The organism is Chryseobacterium sp. StRB126, assembly GCF_000829375.1.
Classification (GTDB): Bacteria; Bacteroidota; Bacteroidia; order Flavobacteriales; family Weeksellaceae; genus Chryseobacterium.
Genome location: NZ_AP014624.1, coordinates 4392495 through 4417419, shown reverse-complemented (window position 1 = coordinate 4417419; position 24925 = coordinate 4392495). Strand labels below are relative to the sequence as shown.

Below are 24925 nucleotides of genomic sequence, written 5' to 3'. Positions count from 1 at the left end.
TTGTGTTTTTTTCCGGGCGGGTTCTTAGAACCCGCCCGGCTTTGGTATATACCTCATTGAAGCATAAAAAAGCTGGATATTTTATCCAGCTTTAAATATTTTTATTGAGTGAAAATTAGTTCACTTTTAATCCCAGCTTTTCAGCTTCAGCAATTACAAATTTTGTTGCCTCTTCCTTTTCATTAGCAATTTCGCCTTCAAGGATGGCTTCTTTTACCTTTTCCTTTAAAATACCGATTTCACGGCTCGGCTGAAGATTAAACATCTCCATAATCTCTTCTCCTGTAATAGGAGGCTGGAAGTTTCTTACCTGATCTTTTTCCTCTACCTCTTTAATCTTCACCGCCACATATTCAAAGTTTTTCTTGAATTTTTCCTGCTTTTTAGAGTTTTTAGTGGTGATATCTGCCTTACAAAGTGTAAACAGATCTTCAAGGTTTTCTCCGGCATCAAATAAAAGTCTTCTTAAAGCAGAATCTGAAGCGTCATCTGTAATCAGAGCAATAGGCCTGGAAGAAAGCTTTACCATTTTCTGAACATATTTCATATCGTTTCCCAATGGTAATTTCAATCTTTGAAAAAGAGTTTTTACCATTTTAGAGCCTAAGAATTCATGCCCATGGAATGTCCATCCAGTGCCTTCCACAAATTTCTTCGTAGGTGCTTTTCCTATATCATGAAGTAATGCAGACCAACGCAGCCAAAGATTATCCGTATTGATGGAAATATTATCTACTACTTCAAGAGTGTGGTAGAAGTTATCTTTGTGAGTTTGGCCTTCAACTTCTTCAACTCCTTTCAGTTCGATCAATTCTGGAATAATAAGCTTTAAAAGTCCTGTTTGTTCCATTAATTTCAAGCCTACAGAAGGTTTTTCAGATAACATGATCTTATTGAATTCCACCATGATTCTTTCCATAGAAACAATCTTAATTCTTTCTGCCTCTTGTTTAATAGCTTCTAAAGAATTTTCTTCAATAGTAAAATTTAGAGTAGAAGCAAATCGTACTGCTCTCATCATTCTCAATGGATCATCAGAATAGGTTTGAGCAGGCTCTAACGGAGTTCTTAAAATTTCTTTTTCCAAGTCTTCAATTCCGTTAAACGGATCAATAAGCTCTCCAAAATTGTCTTTGTTCAGAGAAATGGCCATTGCATTGATCGTAAAATCTCTTCTTTTCTGATCGTCTTCTAAAGTTCCGCCTTCTACTTCAGGCTTTCGGCTGTTTTCCGTATAGCTTTCCTTTCTGGCTCCTACAAATTCCAGCTCAAGATCTTTATACTTTATCATGGCGGTTCCATAGGTTTTGAATACGGAAACTTTTAATTTAGGATCAATATCCTGAGCTACATTCTGAGCCAGTTCAATACCGCTCTGTTCTGTTACAAAGTCGATATCTGTGGAAGCATTTCTCTTCATCAGAAGATCACGAACATATCCACCAACAATGTATACAGACTGGTTATTTCTTTCTGCAGCTTCAGAAATTATTTTAAAAAGTTTTAAATTCTTATTTTGAGTAAGATTAATTTTCATCGTTTATAATAGCGTCAATTTCTACCAATGTGGATCATTAATCATAATGAGCGTACATTCTACTTATTTTTCCTTCTTCATTAAAAAACATCACTTCTACAGCGTGTTTATCCATGATAGACTTATAAAATAATGCTACAGAACCTACTCCTGCTGTGGAATGAATCAGATTAAAGTGCAGATCCGGAAATTTATCCAGTGCCTTTCTCCAGTATTCACGAACGGCCTCTTTTCCTTTTAAAGAACTTTCTTTTCCTCCGGTAGCCATAACAATCATAGGAGTGGTTATCTCAATATCATCAGAATAGTGGGTGAGGATATCTTCTAAATCATGAGAGTTCCAGGTATTTACCCACATTTGAGCAAATTCTTGATGATTCATAGCATATAATTTTACAAGTTGGATTTTGCAAAGATAGAATTAAAAAAAAGAAATCCTGCCGATATATACAGACAAGACTCTAAAAAATAAACAGATTAATACTGGATTTTTATTCTCTAAGAATTTTTATTCTATTATCGTTCCATATTTTGATAACGGAAGATCCAGAGTATTTCGAAACCTTATCTCTGTCTTCTTCTACGGCATAATCTACGAGGTTGATGATTTCTTGAGAAATATCTGAAAATTTTAACGGACTTTTATCACCACTGAAATTGGCAGAAGTTGATACCAAAGGCTTGTTCAGCTTGGTAATTAGTTTTTTACAAAAATCGTTTTTTACTAATCTGATTCCAATGCTGCCATCTTCCGCTAGCAATTCTTTAGGTAGCCCTCTTGGATTTTCATAAACAATGGTTACCGGTTTTTCGCTTAAATCGATAATTTCCCAGGCCATTTCAGGAACATCTACCAAATCCTGAAGTCTTTTTTCAGACTCTACCAGAATAATCATAGACTTGTTTTTCTCGCGCTTTTTGATGTCAAAAATTTTGTTGACAGCTTCTGTATTAGTCGCATCACAACCAATTCCCCAAATGGTATCTGTAGGGTAAAGAATAGTTCCGCCGGATTTTAATATTTCAATAATAGGTTCCATATTTTTATGTACATTCAAAATAGTGGATAAAGGTAGAGAATCTGTGAATTTTGAACAAAAAATTGGAGATAAAAAGGTTTTCGTATTGGTGTTTTTTTAGGTTTTGGCCAAAGCCAATGGATTGGATATACAATTTAAAAGACGGGCTAAAGCCCGTCCCTAATGATGTTTTTATTTATGTTACTGTTGTCTATGATGAAAAAATATGATGTTGTGTAAAATTACAATGTCGTTTTAAATAATTTTACGCTATTTATCAAATTCAATAGGAATGGGCTTTAGCCCATTCAACAATAAATTAAACTCCATCTGGCTTTAGCCAAAACCTACATTTTAAAATTATATTTTTCAATAAATTCCTGATATTCCTCTGTAAAGCTTTTTTCTGATGCTGTTTTTCCTGATTTTTAATATAATTCCTCACTGCATCTAATTTGGTTTCTGAAACAGAAACTGCAAAGTATTCATCCTGCCATGCAAATTTATCTTTAGTGAGTTGATGTTTATTGATCCAATAAGAAGATTCTCCCTTCAATAATTGTACAACTTTTTCTATATTTTGATTGGATCCTAGGGAAATAAGACAATGACAATGGTCTGAATATCCATTAATCATGTCTAAGAATATTCCTTTTTCTGAGGCGTAGTCTTTGATGTGTTTCCATATCTTTATTCTCAGATCAAATGTATTGAGATAGGGAATTCTATTTCTTGTGGAGAAAACTATGTGAACGTAAATTTTGATAAAGGACATTTGTGTTGTTTTTATCAAAAATAATGTTTTTTTTAATAAGTTTTGGCTAAAGCCAATGGATTGGATATACAATTTAAACGACGGGCTTTAGCCCGTCTCTATTGATGTTTTGTATGTGTAAATTATGAATATATTTATTGCTTATGAATTAAAAATAAGTGTTTGATTATATTACCTACACCATTTCACTGCATTTTATCAAATTCAATAGGAATGGGCTTTAGCCCATTCAACAATAAAGAAAAAATTCTCTTGGCTTTAGCCAAAACTTATTATTTCATTACATCCAGCCCAGTTTAGATAAATACCTTTCCTCAATAATATTCAGGTGATGGTAATTGTGTCCAATAATCAATTTTGCTATGGTTTCCACTGAAATTTCATGTCCATTAGCTGTACCAATATTTTGTAAAGCTTTAGGGTTCATGGTTTCGATTAGAATCTGAGAAGATTTTCTTACCAGTTTGTATTCTTCCAGTAAAGATTCCACTGATCTCTCACTGGCAAAAGACTGATCCGCATATTCATTTTCATCAAATCCGGGAAGGTTATTTTTATCACCTCTGGCAAACGCTAATATTCTGTATTGGAAAACTCTTTCTGTATCAGATAAATGAAGAAGTAATCCTTTCAATGTCCATTTTCCTTCAGCGTAAGCGAATTTTGATTGCTCTTCAGTAAGATTAGAATAAATTCCTACTGTTTTTTCTTCCGATATTTTTAATTCAGTTAACCAATCTCCTGATGGAATCTGGTCTAAATATCTTTGAATGTATTTTTGAAAATCTGTCATGTTGTTTTGGGGTTATAAGTTAAAATGCAGGTACCGGGTTCGAGATGCAGTTTGATGAGGTTCTATTTTTTAGGTATGAAAATATTAGTTACAGTATTTTATTATTCATTACTTATGAATTGCTCCATTCATAGAAATTCACGGAGTCATAGAGTTCAAATCCGCAGGAAGGGTAGAGTTGGTTACCTACATCATTGTTTTTTCCTGTTTCAAGCAGGATTCCACAGGCATTTGAAGCTCTGCACAGTTCTTTTGCTTTTTCAATAAGTTCTTTGGAGTGGCCTTTTCCTCTATGGTTGGCATTAACATACAGATCATTCAATAGCCAATAACGTTGCATTCTGGTGGATGAAAAGATCGGGTATAATTGTACAAAACCAGTTAAGATTCCATTTTCTTCTGAAACAAAAACTTCAGAGTCTTTATTTTCAATTCTTTCCTGAAGAAAATCTGAAGCGGCAGGGATATCGGATGATTTGTGATAGTATATTCTGTACTGATCGAATAGTTCGGCCAGTTGGGGTAAATCTGCAAGGACTGCTTTTCTGGTGTTTTTCATAGGGGTATTAGTGATGATTATAACTTAGAACACGCTTAAGTTTCCATTGGTTATTTTCCAAAATCCATAAATGGGTAAACTTTGCCTGTCCTGCTTTTTTCCATACTCCTTCTTCCATAAAAAAGAAATCGTGATTTCCTTCCTGTATCAATCCATAAAGCGTTTTATCTTTATGTAAAGGATACACTTTCATGCTGTTCCCAACCAACTCCCGTTTCAACTTATTCTTAGAAGCGCAAATATTATTTTTAGCAGATGTAATAAATGCTTTCTTACCTAAAGTAACACCTCCAATGTCATGATAAAATTCAAGATCGTTACTTATGATAGAATCATAATGAGAATGATCACATTTATTAAATCCTACATCAAATATCAGGCTGTCCAGTTTTTTTGCTGTTTTATATAATTCATCGGTTTCTTGTACCTGAGAATATGTAAATTGGCTAAAAACTAATAACAATAAAATATGAATCTTTCTCATTATGTTTTATTTTTTTATGTTAAGAAAATGCTTTTTCCAGATCTGCAATAAGATCATCTGCATCTTCAATTCCAACGCTTAGGCGTACTAGGTCATCAGTAATTCCCAATTCAGCACGTTTTTCAGCCGGAATAGAAGCATGGGTCATTAAAGCAGGGTGGTTCGCTAAAGATTCTACACCACCTAAAGATTCGGCTAAAGTGAATACTCTTACTTTTTCAAGGAACTTAATGGCATCTTCTTTCTTTCCTGATTTGAAAGTGAACGAAACCATTCCTCCCGATTCCTTCATCTGAGATTTTGCCAACTCATATTGAGGGTGAGACTCTAATCCAGGATAAATTACTTTATCTACTGCAGGATGAGTTTCAAGATATTTGGCTACAGCAAGTCCGTTATCAGAGTGTCTCTGCATTCTTAATGCTAATGTTTTAATCCCTCTTAATACGAGGTAAGAATCGTGAGGTCCTAAGATACCACCACTTGCAAACTGAATGAAGTGAAGCTTTTCACCTAATTCAGCATCTTTCGCAATAAGAGCACCTGCAATAACGTCAGAATGTCCTCCTAAATATTTAGTAGCTGAATGCATTACAATATCAGCTCCTAGATCAATTGGTCTTTGGATATAAGGGGTTGCAAAAGTATTGTCTACAGCAACTAAGATATCTTTTCCTTTAGCAATGTCTACTACAGCTTTGATATCTACCAATTTCATCAATGGGTTAGTTGGAGTTTCTACCCAGATTAGCTTGGTTTTATCTGTGATTACATCTGCAATTTTAGAAACATCATCAAAATTCACAAACGTGAACTTCAGCTGATATTTTTCAAAAAGTCTGGTGAACATTCTGTAAGTACCCCCGTAAAGATCATCTACAGCAATCACCTCATCACCAGGGTTTAATAATTTCAAAACGCAATCAATAGCTGCAAGACCAGAACCGAAAGCTAAACCTCTGGCTCCGTTTTCAATACTGGCTAAAGAATCTTCTAACGCCTGTCTTGTAGGGTTAGCGGCTCTTGAATATTCATATCCGGAGTGTACTCCAGGGCTTTTCTGTGCAAACGTAGAGGTTAAAAATACAGGAACGTTTACAGATCCCGTTGCAGACTCATGATGCTGCCCTCCGTGAATTACTTTGGTATTAAAATTCATATTTATATAATTTGATAATTTTAAAATAGGGTAATTTGAAAATTAATTTTTATTGTGGTACAAATATTAGTCCTTTTATTTTCAAATTCTCAAATTACCTCATTCTCAAATTGTTTTTATTTTATAGCTGATTTTACAGCAAACTCTTCCGCAACTTCTTCCAGCCATTGTGCCACATCTTCTTCTCCGGTTGCTCTTTGGTAAGTATTTCCTAGAGAAACTAAAATCTGGTGGATAAACATCTTCATCTGGTCTACAGGCATTTCTTTTGTCCAAAGATCGATTCTTAAAGCCTCCATTGTTTTATCATCCCATACAGAAATCATGGTAGCTTTTGTTTCCTCCTTTTCAACACCTCCATCCTGAGCATTCCATGTAATGTTTTCCGGAACGTGGTTTTCATCAAGCTCTACATCTATCGTAATCTGAGTTTTTCTCATATCAATCTAAAATTTTTTGGCAAAGTTAATACTTCTTCAGCTTATCCAAAATTTCTACGAAATTATCTTCATCATAAAATGGATTATTTGGGGATGAAAACTTTGTCTGCTGGATTGATAAAATCGGAAATGTTTACCTTTTTAAGGATAAGTTTATTCTGAATGAATTCCTAAATATAGATTCCGTATGTTAATCAGGTTTTCCATCCATATTGTTTGAATAATATCCATAAAAAAGACTTTCTGTAGTTACAAAAAGTCTTAGACAGGTATGAAATAACGGTTACTTTGTTACACTAGGCTTATAACCGGATTCGTTAAAAATTTGTGTGGCATCCATTTTTAGAAAGCTTGTCAGCGTCGTGTCAGGCTTTTCTTTAAGGTAAGCTTTACAGATTTGCCATCCGGTAAAAATTCCGATTTGTGGGGAAGACTCATTGTCTATTTCTGTATAGAACTTTGAAAAGGGTCCCGGAGCAATAAAACGCTCTCCCAATCTTGGGTCATCACCAAATAACAGATTACTTTCCACGAAATAATTCCAGATATTGGCTTCATTGTAAGTAGCCCATTCATATTGTTTTTTGGTATAATTCATTTTCAGGTAGTCTGGGGTATCAGGAAGGAATGCATCCTGCAGAATCATTACTTTTCCGTTAAGAATTACCTGATCTATGAATTTTTGATGATCCGGAGATTCCGTTACAATATTTTCGGCAAAAAGTTGAGAAACTTTTGGAACAATGTTCTGTGGATTCATTGATTTCTGAAAATAGAGTTCCAGTCCTTTGTAATGAGCATTGCCATCACCCATAAAACCGGTAATATCTATGAATAAAAGATTTCCTTTTTCATCGTAAAAAATTGGATCTTGAACCATTTGTAATGCTGATGAAAACAGATATACTTTTGGACTTTTAAACTGTGGGAAATAATGCTTGATATGTGAAAATAAACTCTGAAGATCTTTCTGCAATTTAGTCTGATCTATTTTTCCAATAGCTTCCTTATAGATCTTAATTTCTTCTGCATCAGCTCTTCTCTTAGAGAAATCAGCATCAGAAACGGTTCCCTGAAACCACGGAAACTGAGCTTTAAATTGATCCAATGGAACATTAGGATTGTAAAACTCTTTAGAAATATCTGTCATTTCGATTTTTTCGGAGGCATCTTTCACTTCTATTTTCCATTGGTTTTCAGGTTCTTTTTTACAGGAGTTCAACCCCGCAACTAAAATAGAAGAAACGGCAATATATCTGAAAATCTTCATTATTTTTACATTAAGTTTACAAAAGTAAGGATTAAATGGATATTTCATGATGAAATTTAAAATATTTACCGTTCTCATGGGGATTTTCGGCTTAGCTCTTTTACAGGAACAGAAGCTTGAGTTTAAAGATAAAAATCTTGAAAAGGCAGTTGTTGAAAACTTTGATGTAAATAAAGACGGAATAATCAGTCAGGCAGAAGCAGAAGCAGTTAATAACCTGTTTTTGGTTCAAAAAGGAATTAGTTCAGCAGAGGATCTCCATTTCTTTAAAAATGCAAAAATGATTATGTTGGATGATAATGCGATACCTTCCATTGTTATGAAAGATATGGACAAACTAAACCTTTTTTCATGTACAGGATGTAAAGTAGTATTATTTAAAGCTGAAAATCTGAAAAACCTCACTTCTTTATACATGGATAATAATCTTTTGGAGACTATTTCCATGGAAGGAATACCAAAAATTGACCAATTAACATTATCTTTAAATCAGCTAAAAACAATTGATCTGTCTCAGCTTAAAAATCTAAGGAGACTGAATGTGGAACACAATAAAATCCAACACATTGATATTTCCGGAAATCCAGCTTTGCAGACTTTAAATGTAGGCGGAAATAAAATGAAAGAAGCAGATGTCAAGAAAGGATTAAAGACAGATGTTATCATTTTTGGAACCGATGAACAAAACTAATAATATGAAAATAGAAACCCAAAGACTGATTTTAAGAAAGCTTGAAGAAGAAGATGCAGAACGTATTTTCCTTATGGATTCTGATCCTGAGGTGATGAAATATATTGGTATACCGGTATCTACGGATATCAATGAATCTAAACATGTTATCAAAATAATCCAGAAGCAATATGAAGAAAACGGGGTTGGAAGGCTTGCCGTTGTTGAAAAAGAAAGTGGAAAGGTTATTGGTTGGAGCGGATTGAAATTATTGACCAAAGAGACAAATGGTCATCAGAATGTCCTGGAACTAGGCTATCGTTTTTTACCAGAATCTTGGGGAAAAGGATATGCTGTGGAAGCAGGAATAGCTTCTCTGGATTATGGATTTAATGAACTGAATGCAGAGGTCATATATGCCTATGCCCATTCTGAACATGAAGTTTCCAATCACATTTTAAAAAAGCTTGGATTTGAGAAAACAGGTGAGTTTGAAGAACCGGATGGCATTTGCTTTTGGTATGAATTGAAAAGAGAGAAAAAATAAGCGGATATGATACTTGAAACTGAAAGACTGATTTTAAGAAAACTTGAAGAGAGAGATGATGAACGCATGTTTCTTATGGATTCCGATCCTGAAGTGATGAAATACCTTGAGCCTCCTGTAAAAAACAAAGAAGAATCAAAGAAAGTGATCAGAATGATTCAGAAACAATATGAAGAAAATGGAGTAGGAAGACTGGCCGTTATTGAAAAAGAAAGCGGATTGTTAATAGGATGGTGCGGATTAAAACGATTAAAAGAACCTATCAATGGGTATGTAGAAACTCTGGATTTAGGTTATCGTTTTATCCCTGCATTTTGGGGGAAAGGATATGCGTGGGAAGCAGCAAATGCTACTCTGGATTATGGTTTTAAAGAATTGAAAGCAAATATTATATACGCTTATGCTGATTCAGCAAATGCAGGTTCCAATTATATCTTAGCCAAATTGGGCTTTGAAAATACAGGACAATTTGAAGATTCAGGCGTTAAGTGTTCTTGGTATGAACTAAAACGTGAAAAATATATTTAATGATCACCATAAGAGAGGAAGAGGAAAAAGATTATGAGAAGGTTTTTATACTTATAGAAGAAGCCTTCAGGGATATGGAATATAGTGACCACCAGGAACATTTCCTTGTTGAAAAATTAAGAAAATCTGAGGCATTTATTCCTGAACTTTCATTAGTTGCAGAAGATGAAAATAGTATTATTACCGGACATATTTTGTTTACAAAACTGACCATTGAAAATGGTTCAGAAACATTCGAATCCCTGGCACTGGCTCCTGTTTCAGTAAAACCTGAGTTTCAAAATCAGGGAATTGGAGGCCAATTAATTCGCGAAGGTCATCGTATTGCTCAAAAATTAGGATACCATTCGGTGATCCTAATTGGACATGAAGATTATTATCCTAGGTTTGGTTACGAAAAAACAAGTAATTTTGGGATCTTATTTCCGTTTGAGATTCCGGAAGTAAACGGCATGGCCGTTGAGCTGGTAAAAGACGGATTAAAAAATAGAAAAGGGATGGTGAAATATCCCAGAGAATTTGGAATAGACTAAAAAAAATATAAAAGATGCAGACACAAAAAGTGATAGATCATATCGTAAAGTGGTTAAAGGATTATGCAGTAAATGCAGGAGTAAACGGATATGTAATTGGAGTTTCAGGAGGAGTGGATTCCGGAGTGGTTTCAACACTGGCAGCTATGACCGGTTTGAAAACATTATTGATAGGAATGCCGATTCGCCAGAAAGCTGACCAGATAGACCGTGCGAAGGACCATATGAATGATCTTAAATCCAGATTTCCAAATGTAGAAATAATATCTGTAGATCTGACGCCGGCATTTGAAGAGATCTATAGAACCTTTCATGTAAAAGGTGAGGTATATCCTAATGAGAATTTAACCTTTGCCAACACTAGAGCACGTCTTAGAATGCTTACACTTTATTATTATGGGCAACTGAACGGGCTTTTGGTTTGTGGAACCGGAAATAAAGTAGAAGATTTTGGAATCGGGTTCTATACAAAATATGGAGATGGAGGGGTAGATGTTTCACCCATTGCAGACCTCTATAAAACTGAAGTATATGAGCTTGCCAAAGGACTAAATCTTATCAAAAGCATCCAGGAAGCAATTCCTACAGACGGACTTTGGGATGTGGACCGTACCGATGAACAGCAGATTGGTGCAACCTATCCGGAACTGGAAAAAATCCAGAAAGAATACGGAACTAAAGCAGTTGATGACTATGAAGGAAGAGATAAGGAAGTATTCCAGATCTTTGACAGAATGCATAAGGCAGCAAAACATAAGATAAATCCTATCCCTGTTTGCGACATTCCTGAAGACTGGAGAGAATAATAAGTATAATAATGTGTTCATTTAGCAGTATAGCAGGTTATTCATCATTGTTATATTGCTAGACTGATATATGGCTACATTAAATAATCATTACTATGAACAGTAAAATAAGAGCTGTGTTTTTTATGTGTCTTGGCCTTCTTTTCGGAATGTCTGTGATGTACATCTATAATAATTTCATTAAAGATAAAGACCATTCATCCTCAGCTGAAACCGAGAATGTAAGTTATGGAAGTGCTTCCATAGAAGATCAGCATAATATCGGAAATTCATCAACACAGGTTTCTATTGAAAAACTGACTGAAGAAAAAACAGTGATCAGCTATGTAAAACAAAACCATAAGCTTCCATATTACTACATCACCAAAAAAGAAGCAAGAAGCCAAGGGTGGAATCCTTCCAAGGGAAATCTTTGCGATATACTTCCTGGAAAAGCTATTGGTGGTGACAAATTTGGAAACAGGGAAGGAAGACTTCCGGATGGAAATCAATATTTTGAAGCAGATGTCAATTACCAATGCGGTGGAAGAAATGCAGACCGGATCATTTATACTAAAAATGGAGATGTTTATCTTACCAAAAACCATTATAAGAGTTTTGAAAAGCAATGACTGTCATTGCGAGGAGCATGGTGACGAAGCAATCTCTTCAGTACAATAACCCCTATAGATTGATGAAAGCAGGTTTTATTTACATAATGACCAATAAAAATCATACAACTCTTTATACCGGAGTTACCTCAAATCTGCCTAAACGTGTTCAACAACATAAAGAAGCCTATTATTCTCAAAGTTTTACATCAAGATATAAATTGTATATACTTGTGTATTGGGAAGGTTTTCTGGAAATAGGAGATGCCATTGCCAGAGAAAAACAAATAAAAGCAGGATCAAGACAGAAGAAGCTTAACTTAATTAATAGTATAAATCCTGAATGGGACGACCTACCAAACACTATTCAGGGTATTATGGATGTTTTTTGAGATTGCTTCGTCACTTCGTTCCTCGCAATGACAAAACCCGAAGTATAAAAAGTAGAAGAGTATAATTTGCATTTAAATAAGGATAAGTAGTAATTTTGAAAAATAAAAGTTTTGTTTACTTACCAGGTTTATTTCTGATACTCTCATGCTCAGAAAAGAAAATGACAGTGAAAGAGCCGGAACAAAAAAGTGCAGTAACCATCCTGATCCAGCCATTCAGTGACATAAAACCTGAAAAAGTGGAAATGGTAGCTGCGGGAATTAAAAAAGTATATCCTAATGTTAAGGTGCTTGAAGCGATGGACTTTCCGGAAAATGCTTATTATAAGGAAAGAAACCGCTACAGAGCCGATTCGACGATTAAGTTTTTAAACAATAGGACACAAGAAGGTTTTGTTACCATTGGACTTACGTCAAAGGATATCAGTGCGACCAAAGGGAAGATAAAGGATTTTGGAATCATGGGCTTAGGATATAGGCCAGGTAAAGCTTGTGTAGCTTCAAGCTTTAGGCTGAGCAGAGAAAATTCGGATGAGCAGTTTTATAAAATTGCTATTCATGAGCTTGGCCATACGCAGGGGCTGCCACATTGCCCGGAAAAAATGTGCTTCATGAGAAATGCAGAAGGTAAAAATCCTACCAATGAGGAAACGGATTTCTGCAAAAAATGCAAAACTTTTTTAATCAGTAAAAATTGGAAATTTAGTTCAATATGAAGACAGTATATATAGATTTTACAGACATAGGCGATTATGAGGATTTCTATGCCCAATTAAAAGAAAAAGTTCAGCTTCCTGAACATTTCGGAGATAACCTCGATGCGCTTTTCGATACCATTACCGGTGACCTTGAAATGCCGCTTCACATTGAATTCGTGAACATGACGGTAGATCAGCTTGAAATCTTTGAAGACCTTTTAACCACATTGGAAGATGCAGAGGAAGAAGTGGAAGATTTTACTTTCAGCTATTATCTGGAGCAATATGAAGATGATGAAGACGAAGAGGAAACAGAAGACTAATTGGTAATGTGAAAAATAAGAAGGTTGTTTTAGAAATAAAGCAGCCTTTTTTATTTATACCTTTCAAAGATCTGCTTCATCAGCATAATTTGCGAGCGTTTAAAATTATATACGGAATGCTTTCTCTCAGATTTAAGAGATTTCGCCGATTTTTATCTGATACTGATTGTTGGAAAATGCAATGATACAAAATGAAGAATCTTAGTAATGAATCAGATTCCTCCTTCGTTGGAATGACAGTTTGGTGAAAATTGTCTAATCTAAAATAATTCGTGGCAATATTCAGCGGTATACAATTTTATCGAAGATAAAATCCTTGCGCCTTTATAAAGCGTTAAATGGAAAAAAAATTGCGCCTTCGCGTTTTCCAACCTGAATATCCTGACTAGTCCTGAAAAAGGTTGACTAGTTTAATATTTCAAATATACTTAAATCAGAGTAGGAATTTTCCTATTCTGATTTTGTTTTTTATAGGTTTTTAATTTCACATTATTTTTCATGTGCACTTGGCTTGGAATATTATAATTCAAAGAAAAATGAGGTCTTAAATTATTGTAATAATAGATTGATTGATCAAGCTGTTGTGAGAGATTTTTAAAGTCTTCAAAGGTATCGATCAATCCAAATTCATATTTCAGAATACCATTGACTCTTTCGGCTACAGCATTTTCATAAGGGTCTGAGTTCTCTGTCATACTGATGAGAATGTCATTATTCTTCAGCATTTCAGTGTATTCTTTACTACAATACTGCAGGCCTCTGTCTGAATGATGAATTAGGGGATGTTTGTAGACTCGATTCTTTATAGCCTGTTTTAATGCTTTCAACGTAGAGCTTGTCTGTAAATTATCACTCAATTCATGTCCTACAATTTTCTTTGAATAGGCATCGGTAATCAAATGAAGATAATATTTCCTCTCTTTGGTTTTCAGATAGGTAATGTCTGCAACCCAGACTTTCTCTGAACATTCCAACTCTTTTTCTTTGATAATATTGGGGTACTTCCTCATCCAATGTCTGGAATTCGTTGTTTTAAAGTAGCTGTGTCTTCTGGGGATTAAAAGATAATTTGATCTTAAAATCTTAAACAAGCGATCTCTTCCTATATGAAGTTTCTCTTTTTCAAAATCATCCTTAAGTAAGAAGTAAAGTTTTCGAGTCCCTATTTTAGGCATCTTTTTACGAATTGATAACACCAATTCTATAATCCTTTCTTGATTATTTGTAGAATCAGATTGTTTTCTTCTTTTGTAATAAGCTTGTTTACTGTGTCCAAACAATCGGCAGATATCTTCCAGTGAAAGATGCGTATACGGCCTTATTTCCTGGATTGATTGGAACCAGACTTTTTTACAATCTCAATCTTTAGCTCACGCTCTGCTATTTCTATAAACTTCCTAAATACCTTAAGCTCTTCTTCCTTTTTTAACAAAGCTGCCTCAAGTTCTTTAATCTTTTGTTGCTGTGGATCTTTCATGGGTCTACCTTTACTTAGTTTTGTTTCGTAAGTAAAGTTACCATATTTTATTAACCAGCTGGAAATACATGAATTACCACGAATATTGTATCGTGTCTGTAATTGTGATTTCGTAAATAATCCCCGTTCATATTCGGAGACAACCTGTCTTTTGAAAGCCTCGCTGTATTCCTGTACAGGGAATGCTATTTTTTTTGAATCCATAAGAGTGACTGTTTTTATGATTTTATAGTCAACTTTTTTCAGGACGAGACATCCCAAATAAAAAACCAACAGAACTTCTGTTGGTTTAATGAATCTTATTGTAAAATGTAAGACCGTATTATTTTAAATATCACAGTAAAAGCTGAATATTTATTTTAAAATTATGTACTACAATTCTAAAAATTCGTCTTATAAAAATGATGAATCAAAATAGAAAGGTAACAAATCTTTCACCGCATGTACTTTTACCACCTCTTCATTCATACTTGAAAAATAAAGGTCGATGTTTTCGTGTTGCTTGGTTTCATATTCTATTAAACTCTGACGGCAGGCTCCACAAGGCGGAATCGGTGGATTCTTCTCATGAAATTCCTTTGGCCCACCTACAACGAAGATCTTTTTAACTTTCACATCAGGAAAGTTGGCTGCTACCCAGAACAAGGTAGTTCTTTCTGCACAAAGCCCTGAAGGGAAAGCTGCATTCTCCTGATTATTTCCGGAGTATATTTCTCCGTTTTCCAGTAATACAGCACATCCTACAAAAAATTGTGAGTAGGGTGCATAAGCATTTTCGCGGGCCGCTTTGGCTCTTTCGAATAATTGTTTTTCTATATCGCTCAGTTCGCTGCTATTTTTAAAATATTCGTAACTGATCTGTATGTCTTTTTTCATATATTGTACAGTAAAAAAGGGGGGTAAAATTAGTTCTTTTTAATGAGGTGGGCAATATTTTATTCTTCCGGTAAAAAAGTTCAATTTTTTAAGACTATAAAATGTTATATACTCCAATACAATTCAGGAAAGTAGAATTAAAAAACCGCTGGGTAATGTCTCCCATGTGTATGTATTCATGTGAAAACGGAATGGCAAATGATTTCCATCTGGTGCATTACGGAAGCAGGGCACAGGGTGGAACAGGTTTAGTTGTTGTGGAAGCCACAGGTGTAGAGCCAAGAGGAAGAATTACCAATCACTGCATGGGAATCTGGAATGATGAACAGGCAGAAAAACTACAGAGAATTGTAGAATTTGTTCATCAAAACTCAGACAGTAAAATAGGAATTCAGCTGGCTCATGCCGGAAGAAAAGGCTCCACATGGAATAATTTACAGATTCCTCTTGAAGAAGGTTGGGAAACCATTGCACCGAGCTCCATTCCTTATCATCCTTCAGAAAGAATTCCGCATGCTTTAAGTACAGATGAGGTAAAAGAACAGGTTCAAAACTTTAAGAAAGCAGCCCGAAGAGCGGTAAAAGCAGGATTTGATCTGATTGAAATTCACGGAGCACATGGTTATCTTATCCATCAGTTTCTGTCACCGTTATCCAATATCAGGACCGATGAATATGGCGGAAGTTTTGAGAACAGAATCCGTTTTCTTATTGAAATTGTAGATGCTGTGAATGAAGAACTGAATGAAAATACGGCACTTTTTGTAAGGGTTTCCGGTACCGAATATGCTGAAAGTGGCTGGGATATTCAGGATAGTGTAGCCTTGGCGAAAGTCTTAAAAGAACATTCTGTTGACCTTGTAGATGTATCAAGCGGCGGAAATATCCATGGTGCAAAAATTTCAGTTTTCAATGGATATCAGGTTCCTTTTTCTTCTCAAATAAGAAACGAAGCTGATGTGAAAACCGGAGCTGTAGGTTTAATTACAAAAGTAGAACAAGCTGAGGAAATTCTTCAGAATGGAGAGGCTGATCTGATCTTTGTGGCAAGAGAAATCTTAAGAAATCCATATTTAGCAGTTCAGGGAAGTTTTGAAATGAAAGAAGACTGTTTTTTTCCCCATCAATATACCAGAGCGAAGATCTCCTCATAATGATTTGAATATCTTAATTCTGCGAAAATGAATATAGAAGATTTTATGCTGACCTGTCCCAGTAAAAAATTTCTGGGCGTGGAATGTTTGGGATGTGGGGCTCAGCGTGCTATTGTTCTGGTCTTTGAAGGAAAGTTCTCAGAAGCATTTAAAATGTATCCTGCTGTATATACTGTATTGCTGTTCTTTTTCATTCTGGGAGTAAGTTTTATAGATAAGAAAAGAAAATATTCTTCTGTCTTTATGCCGTTGATTGTTATCAATCTTGTGATTATGGTCGTTTCCTATGTTTACAAACATTTCTGATTATATCGTAGAGAAACTTAAAAGGCAAAGCCCTTTTTTGAAAAACCTATAATTTTGAAAACGATAAAGTCGTAGAACTACTACAATTTTTGAAACTATGACCTTAAAACTTTTTAAATTAGAACGTGAAGTCTATCTTTGTTTTAGAAAATCCTTTAAACAGGGCTATCATTAATGATTTAAATTTAAGAATATGGCAGGAAATTCAAGAGGAATTTTAAAATTCAATGGAGGTGAAGGTCAGAAGTTATTAAAACTTAATTACAGTGTTTCAAGAGCTACCGATGTTTCAGGACGAGTAGCATCAGATCCGTCAAACGCATTGATTAAAGTAACCATCGAAGCAACAGAGAAATCTGATGTTCTGGAAAGCTTACTGAACAGCAAATATAAGCCTACAAGCGGAGAAATTAATTTTAATAAATCTCATGAAGAAGGAACATTAATTACTTTGAAGTGGGAAAACGGATATGTAATCCAACACGAAGTAGACTTTGATGCAATAGACAGCAATAATATGCTGATTAGCTTTGTAGTAAGCGCTGAAACCATTACTTACGGTAATTCTGAATATGCAGGACTTTGGCCAAGCAGCTAAGTCTTCATCACTTAAAATAAAAAGACTGTCCTTGTAAGGCAGTCTTTTTTATCATAGTACCTTTAATTATAAAAAACGAATACAATGAAACTTAAATTAAACGATAAACTTTTTACGGCAATAAGTACCCTGTGCTTCAGTTTGTCATTTGCACAAAAAGTAGAATTTACCGTACCTAAAAGTATTGATGTCCTTGAAAATATCATTTTTGATTTTAAAAATAACTACACAAAGGAAATTGCAGCAGACGCAGCAGCTATGGAGGATAACTTTTCAACCACCGTTGATCTTTTTAATCTGAAGTATGATACCGGAAATAAAAATCCTTACCTGAATCTTGCGTTAAATAAAGGGGCGAAAAACAAGCAGTTCATTGAGCGGGCAAGCTGGATGGTGAACTTTAAGAAGATCTCCAAAAAAAGTACAAAAGTTACTATAGATATTGAATCTATTGTTCCTGATCGTTGGTCAAAGAAGGATGTAGATGTAAAGCTTACTAAATCAACAGGAAAAGTAGAAAACGAAATCAAAGAATTCCTGTTAACCTATAAGAAACCAAAATCTTCTTCTGCGCAGGCTACAGCAGATGCCGCAGCAGAACCTACGGAAGAACAGATGGCCGCTGCAGAAGCACAGGCCGTTGCTCAAATGGAAGAACTGGATAATAGAAAACTTATACAACAAACAACTTCCAAAAAGTTACAGGCATTATTCAGCAAGAAACAATTTATTACGTTACCAACAACAGCAGATACCTTTACAAAACTTTTGCAAATACAGCCAAGTGAACCGGAGTGTGAGACCTGCAAAGGTGGTAAATATTCAAGCTGGGACATAGAAGAAGTCTTTAACCTTATTTACGCCAAAATGAATGATGGTGAAGAGTATTATGCCCTTCAGTATTACGGAGATCAAAAAGTTGCTGGTTTACCTTATGGATTGGTATTCAATGAAAGCTCAGCTTCAGAATGTAAAACCAAATTTGCAAGATATAAAGCACAGCTGTATCAGACCACGGTAGACGTTGATGCCAATACTTCAAGCGCATTAACCGTAGTTACTTTTAAAATGGATAACCGCTTTGTTCGTCTTGAGTTTGGCAACCAATACCTGACGAGACTTCTAGTGTCCAATAAAGAACAGTAAATTGGATATTAACGATTCATCAAAATAAATATGACCTTATTCGGATACTTCTTTTTAGCCGTATGTTTATTTTCACTCTACATTGCGTATAGGATTTTTAATAAGATTATAAAAAAGAGAAGTGATATAAAAGGAAAGAGTGAATGGCTGGAAAAAGGATTTATGTTGTTTTTTATAAGTCTGATTGTGATTTCTCTCAATTGTATAACGATGGTTTTATCCTATAGTTTCTTTTGGGAGAAAGCGTACAGAACTCTATCGGAAAATCAATACGAAGCTGTTGTTATTGGTTACAAAAAAGAAAATATTGCTACCAAAAATTTTCCTACTTCCGGGCGTTACGATAAACCAGTATATTTTCCTAGAGTAAAATACACCAATTTCAAGGGAGAAGAAGTCATAAAAACATTGGATATTACCGATGATCATCCGTTTGCAATAGGTCAGATCCTGAAAATTACAGACAATGAAGCCAATGAAAATGCCAACAGCATTGAACTGGATTGGATAATGCTGATATTTGGATGTGTTTTTACCGGATTGGCAGCTTTTTTTGCATGTTTACTCACGACTTACATTAAAAATGATACCTTTAGAAAACGGATTGCCTTTTCTTTATACGGAGCTCTTTTTATCATTGTTTTGAATGCAGGATGTATATTGCTGATGATACTTAAACACTGATACAATTCCATAAAAAGAAAAAACAGAATGATTCTGAAATAAAAATGTATTTTTGAGATAACACTAATCCGATAGAGGTTTTAAACACAAAATTATATATGGAGAATAAGAAAAAAATGTCACCTGCAGGCTATACAGTTCTAGGAGTAGTTTTGTTCTGTTTTCTCTATTATATACTATGGCTGATCTTTAAGGAAAAAATGCCGCTGCATAAATACCTTTCAGATATTAATACCAACTATGACGAGTATGCAGGTCGTGTTTTGTATTGTATTCCTTTGCTAATTTTTGTCCTGATCTTTTTTGCCATTATGAAACCTTCTGGCTCCAAACGTTTTTTAAGACTACAGGCTTCACTGCCTACCTCCAAAATAGCATCATTGGCCAAAGGAATTGTTGAAGTAGAAGGAACGTTAGTAATGGAAACTCCTTTACGTTCACCGGTGAATAATGAAGAATGTATTGGATATTATTACACCATTGAAGATATTGATAAAGACTCGGATGGTAAGAATACCTATACAACAGTTCATAGAGAAACCCGATGCAATATCTTTCGAATGAGAGATAGTACAGGAACCATCGAAATCCAGCCGGAAGGAATTGAATTGGTCTTGTTGGGAGAAACCAATATCAGCAGTACTTATAACAAAAGATATAAAGAAACCCTTTTAAAAGATGGTCAGCAAATGCTGTTGGTGGGGTATGCCGATTCAAAAGACGGAATTCCGTTCATCAGAAAAGATGAGCAGCACAAAGTTCTTGGGATTACCTCATCATCAGGAATCACTGTGTGGAACAAATATCAGCCCTTGTTGAGGTCATTTCTTTTTACCTGTTCAATCATTTTATTAATCATCATTTATATACTCATACAATAATGAATCAAACCGTAGCCATCATATTATTCGGCCTGCTGATTGTAGCAGTGATAAGCTTTCTGATTAACCTGTATAACAAATTAGTGTTGCTCAAATTCAATGTTGATAAAGCGTATAGCAATATTGATGTTGTTTTGAAGCAGAGAGCTGATGAAATTCCCAATCTGGTAAGTGTAGCCAAAAATTTCATGAACTATGAAAAGGATATTCTTATCAAGCTTACAGAACTGAGAACCGTTTACAATACCACTACAGATTCAGATAAGAAAACAGAATTAGCCAATGAAACATCAAAAGCTTTATCTTCATTCTTTGCTGTATCTGAAAATTATCCGGAACTGAGATCCAATAATAACTTTCTCGAACTTCAGAAAAGAATATCGGAACTGGAAAATAAAATTTCCGACAGAAGAGAGTTTTTCAATGATAGTGTTAACCTTTATAACATCGGAATCCATGAATTCCCGAATGTGATATTGGCAAAAATGTTGGGCTATAAAGATAAAACCCTGCTAGAAGTAACCGATCAGGAAAAACAATACCATGGAGTACAGTTTTAACACCTTTTTCGGTTTCGAGAAAGACCTGATGGCTCATCCCGAAATGCTGATTTTTGCAGCACTTCTTACCCCAATATTGTTGATGCTTCCCATTGCTTTGGTAGGCTGGGTTTTCAGAAAGCTGAAGTTGAATATGTATATCATCAATGTATTATTATATACGCTGATGTTTACCTTTTTATTGGGGATTCTTACCATTTTCGTTCTCTATTTTATTACAGATAAGAATGGGATTAAATTAATGTATTGCTGGTTAACCGTTTTTGCAGGAATGTTCTTTTTCAGTCTGATGAATGAGAAAACCATTACTAAAATGTTTACAGACTGGTCTAAAATAATTGAAGAAAAAGATAAGCACGGCAAGTAAGGAAGTAGAGTGCTGGAAGCTGGAAGTTTCTGAAGTTGGATAAATAGAGGAATTCATTGAAACAGATTAACAGGAATAATTTGAATCATCAATTTTATCGCAGAAAAAATCTTTGCACCTGAAAATAAGATTCAGAAAAATCTGCGAAATCAGCAAGATATGTGAGAATAAAAATGGCTGGACTTCCAAGGAGACCAGCCATTTTTTATGATAAATATTTTTGAATTATTTTACTAAAAACTGCATTGTAGTTCCATCCAGTTTTAAAATATAAACTCCCTGATTAAGCGTTCCGGTTCTGATTATATTTCCATTTCTGAAAGGTCTGTCAATCGTTTGCAGAACTTTCCCTTGTAAGGTATAGATCTCAGCCTTTTTGATATTCTGAACATCACCTTTTACAGTAATCTCCTGATTAGTGATCGGGTTAGGGGTGATTTTAAAAGTTTGAGCAGTCTCTGAGGCAACATTTTGAGATTGTCTGGCAGAAGTTCCGGAATAACATGTCCATTTCAGATCATCAATAGCCACTCTGTTGCTGGTTGACTTATTCACCAGGCTTACCGTTATATTTCCGGAAACATTAATATTGTTGATGGTTGTTGTTGTAGCTGTAGTACTGTAAGGAATTGTACCTACTGTAGCTCCGTTTACTTTCACATCAAAGGCATCATTATTTCCTGAAAATTTCAACTGTGTAGTTACTGTTAAAGAACCAATGCCATTAGCAGAACTTCCCGATGTTAAAGATCCATTTCTTATAGTAATTGCTTTATTATTGATCGTTTGGTCAGTTCTTGCATCCGTAGCAGTCCAGGAAATACCACCATTACTCCATGTTTTGGCAGAATAGGTAGAACTTGCAGCTGGAATGGATTCAAAATTTTCATTGGCACAATCCGTGGATGGATTAGGGTTGGTTGTTCCGGCATTTGTTGTTCCTGAAACGGTAGAACTGTTAGAAGACGAATTTCCTGCCGCATCCTTAGCCACAACATAGAAACTATAAGTTGTAGATGGTGTTAATCCCGAAATTGTCGTAGAAGTTGAACTTACCGCAGTTTGCAGACTTCCATTCATGTAAACATTGTAAGCAGACACACCAACATTATCTGTAGCAGCATTCCATGTAAGAGAAATACTGTTGGATGTTTTGGCAGAAACGGCTAAGCTTGTAGCAGCTGTCGGAGCCTGGGTATCACCTGTAGGTTGTTGAGAGCCCCAGATAAGATTTACATAGCTTGGATTATCAATAAAAGGGTTTCTGTTACCCTGATAAGTATAAGAAGCATTATTTCTCTTGATTTCAGCCTGAGAAACCGGATCCTGATTATGCCATGCTAAAAGAACATTCAGTTCCCAGGTCTGAAGTCCTGGAAACGCAGAACTTCCCAGCATATTTCCAGAAGAAAAAGAAGAAAGTTTACTCTGATAACGCGTTACAAAATAGAAGATCATACGGGCAACATCCCCTTTAAACTCATCAATCGGCTCAAAAACTGTCCCTGAATATCCTGAAGAAGCAGAATTACCCAATTTTGATCCATTTTGAGAAGTAAAAGTAGCACTTCCCACTTTTCCGAACGGATAGTTACTTCTCATTCCATTTACTTTACCATCCGTAGCTCTGATGAAGTGAATATCAGCTACCATTGGTGAAGCCTGACTGAATAAACTTTGAGGGACAATATGCTCTCTGTTATAGCAGTTTCCTTCCGTAGAATAAGTTCCACACTGGTTAGATCCGGGTGTGTATTTATAAGGATCGGTACCTACAGGTTTTTCCGAATAAATATCAAGGATAGACCCGTCATTTTCGTAGTCTTTATCAATGTCAGTGGTCTTATAGGCTGTCCATAATCCGTTGTAGCCTTTATCCTGATGTCCGCTGGTGATAATGCTGCTCAAAGCAGTTTTCAAAGCAGCACCACTCAATCCGTTGGCAGAGTTATAGTATCCTGCTGGAGCCTGAGCATAGGCAAGTCCCGAGAATAAAGAGAATAAGATAATTTTTTTCATATTAATATAATTTCCCACAAGATTACTACATTTTTGTGAATAAAAAATTACATTATTATTAATTTTGAATGTAGAGCATTTTGCTTTCATCAAAGAAGGATAAATAATGATTGATGAACGATAATTGATATCCAATTAAGAATTTTAATGGCTTTAATTTTCCACCCCACACCCAGAAAGTCAGCGCTCATAAAAACAAAAAAGCCAGTACAAAAGTACCGGCCTATATAATAATAGCTATCAATCTTATTTTCTCTGTGGCGGATAATTTTTCATAATCTCAGCCATAATTTCAGGAATCTGTCTCTGTTTAGATTTTGGAGAATCTACAGAAATTCCGCTTCCGATACCCTGCCATACCAATTTATTGGATTTTGCATCAATAAGGTCAACAATCAGAGCTCCTTCATTGTAATTGCTTGTCCATGTTCTGTTCATTCCAACACCCCATCCGAATGGGCCACCCCAGCCCCACATTCCGTAAGGAGAAGAACTTTGTATATCGGTGATTTTTTTATGGTTTGCTTTTACATTGATAATAAGATCAGGGTTCTCTCCGGACTGAAGTCCTTTGCTCTGAAGCTGTCTTGAAAGCTCATTCAGAACTCTGTCTTTATCAATATCATTCAATTTTAGATCATCAATTCTTATTTTATAGGTTTTGTAAGAATTAAAATTGGCGGTTTCAGCATAATCTGAACGTACCTGAAACGGGCTACAAGAAGTTAAACCTAATGTAGCTGCTGCCAACAAAATAAAAATATATTTTTTCATTTTATTTATTTTTTTTGTCATTTTTAATGAATGTATCAGTCTTTTTATCGTACCCGTAAGGACAGTGTCTGCAGCCGCTTTTACAGCAATATCCCCTTTTCAGATGGAATTTCTCTGTAAAAACTTTATATCCCTGTTCATTATAATAAAAGTCTTCACCTTCTTTGATGTCATAATGGGCCATAAGTTAAATGCAAGTCAAAAAACTTTTTATATTTGTTAGTATGATAATTGTATGCCAAAAGCCATTAAAAAAACTTAAAATTAACGGCATTGCTCTCTTTCCCTTTATCTTCATTAGGAAACTCGAAGATAAGGAAAATAATACACTTATCAATCACGAAAAGATCCATTTGCGGCAACAGATGGAGATGCTTGTCATATTTTTCTACATTTTCTATGTTATTGAATACTATTACTGGTTTTTTAAGCTAAAAGACGGTTATCAGGCATACAGAAGGATTTCATTTGAAAGAGAAGCCTATGCCAATGAACACGATTTGAATTATCTTAAAAAAAGAAAGTTCTGGAACTTTAGGAAATATTTGTGAAAGATAAAAGATAAAAGATAAAAGATAAAAGATAAAAGATAAAAGATAAAAGATAAAAGATAAAAGATAAAAGATAAAAGATAAAAGATCTTGTTGTTAAACAACTATTATCCATTTATCCATCCGGATATCAACATCAATAGGGGCGGGCTTTAGCCCTGCCAAATTAAAATAACCCAAAATTCCACTGGCTTTAGCCAAACCCTAAAAATCTAAACACAAATATCACCAATCATTTCACCAATTACACCAATATGTAGGACATCATAAAACACATAATCATCTGTGAAAATCCGTGATCTGTGGTTAAAACCAATCAAATTTTACTTCCAAAAATCTGAGGGCATCACTAGAAATCCAATAATTAATCTTTTCCTACTTTTGTACTCCATAAACCATGAATAGTTTA

The 24925-nt window shown here is 34.9% G+C and carries 33 protein-coding genes; 18 read left to right on the top strand and 15 right to left on the bottom strand.

Annotated features, from left to right (window positions below):
* Positions 1-115: 115 nt before the first annotated feature.
* The 10 genes from CHSO_RS19915 to CHSO_RS19870 all read right to left on the bottom strand — a co-directional run bounded on the left by CHSO_RS19915 (position 116) and on the right by CHSO_RS19870 (position 8036).
* Positions 116-1537: a CCA tRNA nucleotidyltransferase gene (locus CHSO_RS19915; protein WP_045499977.1), complete on the bottom strand. Its 1422-nt coding sequence runs from the start codon at positions 1535-1537 to the stop codon at positions 116-118.
* A gap of 37 nt (positions 1538-1574) precedes the next feature.
* The gene (locus tag CHSO_RS19910) at positions 1575-1919 is read right to left on the bottom strand and encodes a nuclear transport factor 2 family protein (RefSeq protein WP_045499974.1); all 345 of its coding nucleotides are present in this window, start codon (positions 1917-1919) and stop codon (positions 1575-1577) included.
* Positions 1920-2028: 109 nt separating this feature from the next.
* Positions 2029-2577: an L-threonylcarbamoyladenylate synthase gene (locus CHSO_RS19905; RefSeq protein WP_045499971.1), complete on the bottom strand. Its 549-nt coding sequence runs from the start codon at positions 2575-2577 to the stop codon at positions 2029-2031.
* 298 nt (positions 2578-2875) lie between these two features.
* Positions 2876-3331 (bottom strand): IS200/IS605 family transposase, encoded by a 456-nt coding sequence (gene tnpA / locus CHSO_RS19900; protein ID WP_232509100.1) that lies wholly within the window; start codon positions 3329-3331, stop codon positions 2876-2878.
* Positions 3332-3611: 280 nt separating this feature from the next.
* Positions 3612-4124: a DinB family protein gene (locus CHSO_RS19895; protein ID WP_045499969.1), complete on the bottom strand. Its 513-nt coding sequence runs from the start codon at positions 4122-4124 to the stop codon at positions 3612-3614.
* Between the two features lie 112 nt (positions 4125-4236).
* Positions 4237-4683, bottom strand: coding sequence for a GNAT family N-acetyltransferase (locus CHSO_RS19890; RefSeq protein ID WP_045499967.1), 447 nt, complete (start codon positions 4681-4683; stop codon positions 4237-4239).
* A gap of 7 nt (positions 4684-4690) precedes the next feature.
* Positions 4691-5167, bottom strand: coding sequence for a DUF4440 domain-containing protein (locus CHSO_RS19885; RefSeq protein WP_045499965.1), 477 nt, complete (start codon positions 5165-5167; stop codon positions 4691-4693).
* A gap of 19 nt (positions 5168-5186) precedes the next feature.
* Positions 5187-6326 carry a cystathionine gamma-synthase gene (locus CHSO_RS19880; protein WP_045499962.1) on the bottom strand — a complete coding sequence of 380 codons (1140 nt, stop codon included), beginning with the start codon at positions 6324-6326 and terminating at the stop codon, positions 5187-5189.
* A gap of 116 nt (positions 6327-6442) precedes the next feature.
* Entirely contained in the window at positions 6443-6766 is a 324-nt protein-coding gene (gldC, locus tag CHSO_RS19875) for a gliding motility protein GldC (protein ID WP_045499959.1), read from the bottom strand.
* A 283-nt stretch (positions 6767-7049) separates the two neighbouring features.
* A complete protein-coding gene (locus CHSO_RS19870; RefSeq protein WP_171817671.1) occupies positions 7050-8036 on the bottom strand; it encodes a gliding motility protein GldB in 987 nt (328 codons plus the stop codon).
* 46 nt (positions 8037-8082) lie between these two features.
* Between CHSO_RS19870 and CHSO_RS19865 the strand changes: the two genes are divergently transcribed.
* The 9 genes from CHSO_RS19865 to CHSO_RS19825 all read left to right on the top strand — a co-directional run bounded on the left by CHSO_RS19865 (position 8083) and on the right by CHSO_RS19825 (position 13123).
* Positions 8083-8727, top strand: coding sequence for a leucine-rich repeat domain-containing protein (locus CHSO_RS19865; protein WP_045499957.1), 645 nt, complete (start codon positions 8083-8085; stop codon positions 8725-8727).
* A 4-nt stretch (positions 8728-8731) separates the two neighbouring features.
* A complete protein-coding gene (locus tag CHSO_RS19860; protein WP_045503034.1) occupies positions 8732-9253 on the top strand; it encodes a GNAT family N-acetyltransferase in 522 nt (173 codons plus the stop codon).
* Positions 9254-9259: 6 nt separating this feature from the next.
* A complete protein-coding gene (locus CHSO_RS19855) occupies positions 9260-9781 on the top strand; it encodes a GNAT family N-acetyltransferase (protein ID WP_045499955.1) in 522 nt (173 codons plus the stop codon).
* Positions 9781-10314: a GNAT family N-acetyltransferase gene (locus CHSO_RS19850; RefSeq protein ID WP_045499952.1), complete on the top strand. Its 534-nt coding sequence runs from the start codon at positions 9781-9783 to the stop codon at positions 10312-10314. Before CHSO_RS19855 ends, CHSO_RS19850 begins: the two co-directional genes overlap by 1 nt.
* Positions 10315-10328: 14 nt before the next feature.
* Positions 10329-11120: an NAD(+) synthase gene (gene nadE, locus CHSO_RS19845; RefSeq protein WP_045499949.1), complete on the top strand. Its 792-nt coding sequence runs from the start codon at positions 10329-10331 to the stop codon at positions 11118-11120.
* Between the two features lie 95 nt (positions 11121-11215).
* Positions 11216-11731 carry a ribonuclease domain-containing protein gene (locus CHSO_RS19840; protein ID WP_052480667.1) on the top strand — a complete coding sequence of 172 codons (516 nt, stop codon included), beginning with the start codon at positions 11216-11218 and terminating at the stop codon, positions 11729-11731.
* The gene (locus CHSO_RS19835) at positions 11728-12102 is read left to right on the top strand and encodes a GIY-YIG nuclease family protein (protein WP_316932454.1); all 375 of its coding nucleotides are present in this window, start codon (positions 11728-11730) and stop codon (positions 12100-12102) included. The genes CHSO_RS19840 and CHSO_RS19835 overlap by 4 nt, the downstream gene beginning before the upstream one ends.
* A 161-nt stretch (positions 12103-12263) precedes the next feature.
* Complete coding sequence (locus tag CHSO_RS19830) at positions 12264-12818, top strand: hypothetical protein (protein ID WP_045503025.1); 555 nt, start codon at positions 12264-12266, stop codon at positions 12816-12818.
* Positions 12815-13123, top strand: a complete 309-nt coding sequence (locus tag CHSO_RS19825; RefSeq protein WP_045499946.1) for a barstar family protein — start codon at positions 12815-12817, stop codon at positions 13121-13123. Before CHSO_RS19830 ends, CHSO_RS19825 begins: the two co-directional genes overlap by 4 nt.
* 428 nt (positions 13124-13551) lie before the next feature.
* On the opposite strand, the gene CHSO_RS19820 is transcribed toward CHSO_RS19825, so the two are convergent.
* Both CHSO_RS19820 and CHSO_RS19810 read right to left on the bottom strand, forming a co-directional pair.
* Positions 13552-14804 (bottom strand): IS3 family transposase gene (locus CHSO_RS19820; RefSeq protein WP_144428993.1). Its coding sequence is split into 2 segments (ribosomal slippage): positions 13552-14477 and positions 14477-14804, totalling 1254 coding nucleotides; the frame shifts between segments, so codons are not numbered across the junction.
* A 189-nt stretch (positions 14805-14993) separates the two neighbouring features.
* The gene (locus tag CHSO_RS19810) at positions 14994-15476 is read right to left on the bottom strand and encodes a cytidine deaminase (protein ID WP_045499942.1); all 483 of its coding nucleotides are present in this window, start codon (positions 15474-15476) and stop codon (positions 14994-14996) included.
* A gap of 101 nt (positions 15477-15577) precedes the next feature.
* On the opposite strand from CHSO_RS19810, the gene namA reads away from it, so the two are divergent.
* The 8 genes from namA to CHSO_RS19770 all read left to right on the top strand — a co-directional run bounded on the left by namA (position 15578) and on the right by CHSO_RS19770 (position 21172).
* The gene (gene namA / locus CHSO_RS19805) at positions 15578-16630 is read left to right on the top strand and encodes an NADPH dehydrogenase NamA (RefSeq protein WP_045499939.1); all 1053 of its coding nucleotides are present in this window, start codon (positions 15578-15580) and stop codon (positions 16628-16630) included.
* Positions 16631-16657: 27 nt separating this feature from the next.
* Complete coding sequence (locus CHSO_RS19800; protein WP_045499936.1) at positions 16658-16936, top strand: DUF2752 domain-containing protein; 279 nt, start codon at positions 16658-16660, stop codon at positions 16934-16936.
* Between the two features lie 193 nt (positions 16937-17129).
* On the top strand, positions 17130-17534 hold the full coding sequence (gene tssD, locus CHSO_RS19795) for a type VI secretion system tube protein TssD (protein ID WP_045499934.1): 405 nt from the start codon (positions 17130-17132) through the stop codon (positions 17532-17534).
* Between the two features lie 84 nt (positions 17535-17618).
* Positions 17619-18680 (top strand): hypothetical protein, encoded by a 1062-nt coding sequence (locus CHSO_RS19790; protein WP_045499931.1) that lies wholly within the window; start codon positions 17619-17621, stop codon positions 18678-18680.
* 30 nt (positions 18681-18710) lie between these two features.
* Positions 18711-19364, top strand: coding sequence for a hypothetical protein (locus CHSO_RS19785; RefSeq protein ID WP_045499930.1), 654 nt, complete (start codon positions 18711-18713; stop codon positions 19362-19364).
* A 98-nt stretch (positions 19365-19462) separates the two neighbouring features.
* A complete protein-coding gene (locus CHSO_RS19780) occupies positions 19463-20245 on the top strand; it encodes a hypothetical protein (RefSeq protein ID WP_045499928.1) in 783 nt (260 codons plus the stop codon).
* Positions 20245-20805: a LemA family protein gene (locus tag CHSO_RS19775; protein WP_045499925.1), complete on the top strand. Its 561-nt coding sequence runs from the start codon at positions 20245-20247 to the stop codon at positions 20803-20805. The genes CHSO_RS19780 and CHSO_RS19775 overlap by 1 nt, the downstream gene beginning before the upstream one ends.
* Positions 20789-21172: a hypothetical protein gene (locus tag CHSO_RS19770; RefSeq protein ID WP_045499923.1), complete on the top strand. Its 384-nt coding sequence runs from the start codon at positions 20789-20791 to the stop codon at positions 21170-21172. Before CHSO_RS19775 ends, CHSO_RS19770 begins: the two co-directional genes overlap by 17 nt.
* 225 nt (positions 21173-21397) lie before the next feature.
* On the opposite strand, the gene CHSO_RS19765 is transcribed toward CHSO_RS19770, so the two are convergent.
* The 3 genes from CHSO_RS19765 to CHSO_RS19755 all read right to left on the bottom strand — a co-directional run bounded on the left by CHSO_RS19765 (position 21398) and on the right by CHSO_RS19755 (position 24149).
* Positions 21398-23191: an endonuclease gene (locus tag CHSO_RS19765; RefSeq protein WP_045503023.1), complete on the bottom strand. Its 1794-nt coding sequence runs from the start codon at positions 23189-23191 to the stop codon at positions 21398-21400.
* Positions 23192-23437: 246 nt separating this feature from the next.
* Complete coding sequence (locus CHSO_RS19760; RefSeq protein WP_045503020.1) at positions 23438-23965, bottom strand: DUF4136 domain-containing protein; 528 nt, start codon at positions 23963-23965, stop codon at positions 23438-23440.
* 1 nt (position 23966) lies between these two features.
* Positions 23967-24149 carry a DUF5522 domain-containing protein gene (locus tag CHSO_RS19755; protein ID WP_007842321.1) on the bottom strand — a complete coding sequence of 61 codons (183 nt, stop codon included), beginning with the start codon at positions 24147-24149 and terminating at the stop codon, positions 23967-23969.
* A 40-nt stretch (positions 24150-24189) separates the two neighbouring features.
* Between CHSO_RS19755 and CHSO_RS26355 the strand changes: the two genes are divergently transcribed.
* Positions 24190-24516, top strand: coding sequence for a membrane protein (locus tag CHSO_RS26355; RefSeq protein ID WP_045503012.1), 327 nt, complete (start codon positions 24190-24192; stop codon positions 24514-24516).
* Positions 24517-24925: the final 409 nt, after the last annotated feature.

Excerpts from the sequence above, each read along its gene's own strand:
- CHSO_RS19915 (WP_045499977.1), bottom strand. The coding sequence starts at position 1,537 with ATGAAAATTAATCTTACTCAAAATAAGAATTTAAAACTTTTTAAAATA.
- CHSO_RS19910 (WP_045499974.1), bottom strand. The coding sequence starts at position 1,919 with ATGAATCATCAAGAATTTGCTCAAATGTGGGTAAATACCTGGAACTCT.
- CHSO_RS19905 (WP_045499971.1), bottom strand. The coding sequence starts at position 2,577 with ATGGAACCTATTATTGAAATATTAAAATCCGGCGGAACTATTCTTTAC.
- tnpA (WP_232509100.1), bottom strand. The coding sequence starts at position 3,331 with ATGTCCTTTATCAAAATTTACGTTCACATAGTTTTCTCCACAAGAAAT.
- CHSO_RS19895 (WP_045499969.1), bottom strand. The coding sequence starts at position 4,124 with ATGACAGATTTTCAAAAATACATTCAAAGATATTTAGACCAGATTCCA.
- CHSO_RS19890 (WP_045499967.1), bottom strand. The coding sequence starts at position 4,683 with ATGAAAAACACCAGAAAAGCAGTCCTTGCAGATTTACCCCAACTGGCC.
- CHSO_RS19885 (WP_045499965.1), bottom strand. The coding sequence starts at position 5,167 with ATGAGAAAGATTCATATTTTATTGTTATTAGTTTTTAGCCAATTTACA.
- CHSO_RS19880 (WP_045499962.1), bottom strand. The coding sequence starts at position 6,326 with ATGAATTTTAATACCAAAGTAATTCACGGAGGGCAGCATCATGAGTCT.
- gldC (WP_045499959.1), bottom strand. The coding sequence starts at position 6,766 with ATGAGAAAAACTCAGATTACGATAGATGTAGAGCTTGATGAAAACCAC.
- CHSO_RS19870 (WP_171817671.1), bottom strand. The coding sequence starts at position 8,036 with ATGAAGATTTTCAGATATATTGCCGTTTCTTCTATTTTAGTTGCGGGG.
- CHSO_RS19865 (WP_045499957.1), top strand. The coding sequence starts at position 8,083 with ATGATGAAATTTAAAATATTTACCGTTCTCATGGGGATTTTCGGCTTA.
- CHSO_RS19860 (WP_045503034.1), top strand. The coding sequence starts at position 8,732 with ATGAAAATAGAAACCCAAAGACTGATTTTAAGAAAGCTTGAAGAAGAA.
- CHSO_RS19855 (WP_045499955.1), top strand. The coding sequence starts at position 9,260 with ATGATACTTGAAACTGAAAGACTGATTTTAAGAAAACTTGAAGAGAGA.
- CHSO_RS19850 (WP_045499952.1), top strand. The coding sequence starts at position 9,781 with ATGATCACCATAAGAGAGGAAGAGGAAAAAGATTATGAGAAGGTTTTT.
- nadE (WP_045499949.1), top strand. The coding sequence starts at position 10,329 with ATGCAGACACAAAAAGTGATAGATCATATCGTAAAGTGGTTAAAGGAT.
- CHSO_RS19840 (WP_052480667.1), top strand. The coding sequence starts at position 11,216 with ATGAACAGTAAAATAAGAGCTGTGTTTTTTATGTGTCTTGGCCTTCTT.
- CHSO_RS19835 (WP_316932454.1), top strand. The coding sequence starts at position 11,728 with ATGACTGTCATTGCGAGGAGCATGGTGACGAAGCAATCTCTTCAGTAC.
- CHSO_RS19830 (WP_045503025.1), top strand. The coding sequence starts at position 12,264 with ATGACAGTGAAAGAGCCGGAACAAAAAAGTGCAGTAACCATCCTGATC.
- CHSO_RS19825 (WP_045499946.1), top strand. The coding sequence starts at position 12,815 with ATGAAGACAGTATATATAGATTTTACAGACATAGGCGATTATGAGGAT.
- CHSO_RS19810 (WP_045499942.1), bottom strand. The coding sequence starts at position 15,476 with ATGAAAAAAGACATACAGATCAGTTACGAATATTTTAAAAATAGCAGC.
- namA (WP_045499939.1), top strand. The coding sequence starts at position 15,578 with ATGTTATATACTCCAATACAATTCAGGAAAGTAGAATTAAAAAACCGC.
- CHSO_RS19800 (WP_045499936.1), top strand. The coding sequence starts at position 16,658 with ATGAATATAGAAGATTTTATGCTGACCTGTCCCAGTAAAAAATTTCTG.
- tssD (WP_045499934.1), top strand. The coding sequence starts at position 17,130 with ATGGCAGGAAATTCAAGAGGAATTTTAAAATTCAATGGAGGTGAAGGT.
- CHSO_RS19790 (WP_045499931.1), top strand. The coding sequence starts at position 17,619 with ATGAAACTTAAATTAAACGATAAACTTTTTACGGCAATAAGTACCCTG.
- CHSO_RS19785 (WP_045499930.1), top strand. The coding sequence starts at position 18,711 with ATGACCTTATTCGGATACTTCTTTTTAGCCGTATGTTTATTTTCACTC.
- CHSO_RS19780 (WP_045499928.1), top strand. The coding sequence starts at position 19,463 with ATGGAGAATAAGAAAAAAATGTCACCTGCAGGCTATACAGTTCTAGGA.
- CHSO_RS19775 (WP_045499925.1), top strand. The coding sequence starts at position 20,245 with ATGAATCAAACCGTAGCCATCATATTATTCGGCCTGCTGATTGTAGCA.
- CHSO_RS19770 (WP_045499923.1), top strand. The coding sequence starts at position 20,789 with ATGGAGTACAGTTTTAACACCTTTTTCGGTTTCGAGAAAGACCTGATG.
- CHSO_RS19765 (WP_045503023.1), bottom strand. The coding sequence starts at position 23,191 with ATGAAAAAAATTATCTTATTCTCTTTATTCTCGGGACTTGCCTATGCT.
- CHSO_RS19760 (WP_045503020.1), bottom strand. The coding sequence starts at position 23,965 with ATGAAAAAATATATTTTTATTTTGTTGGCAGCAGCTACATTAGGTTTA.
- CHSO_RS19755 (WP_007842321.1), bottom strand. The coding sequence starts at position 24,149 with ATGGCCCATTATGACATCAAAGAAGGTGAAGACTTTTATTATAATGAA.
- CHSO_RS26355 (WP_045503012.1), top strand. The coding sequence starts at position 24,190 with ATGATAATTGTATGCCAAAAGCCATTAAAAAAACTTAAAATTAACGGC.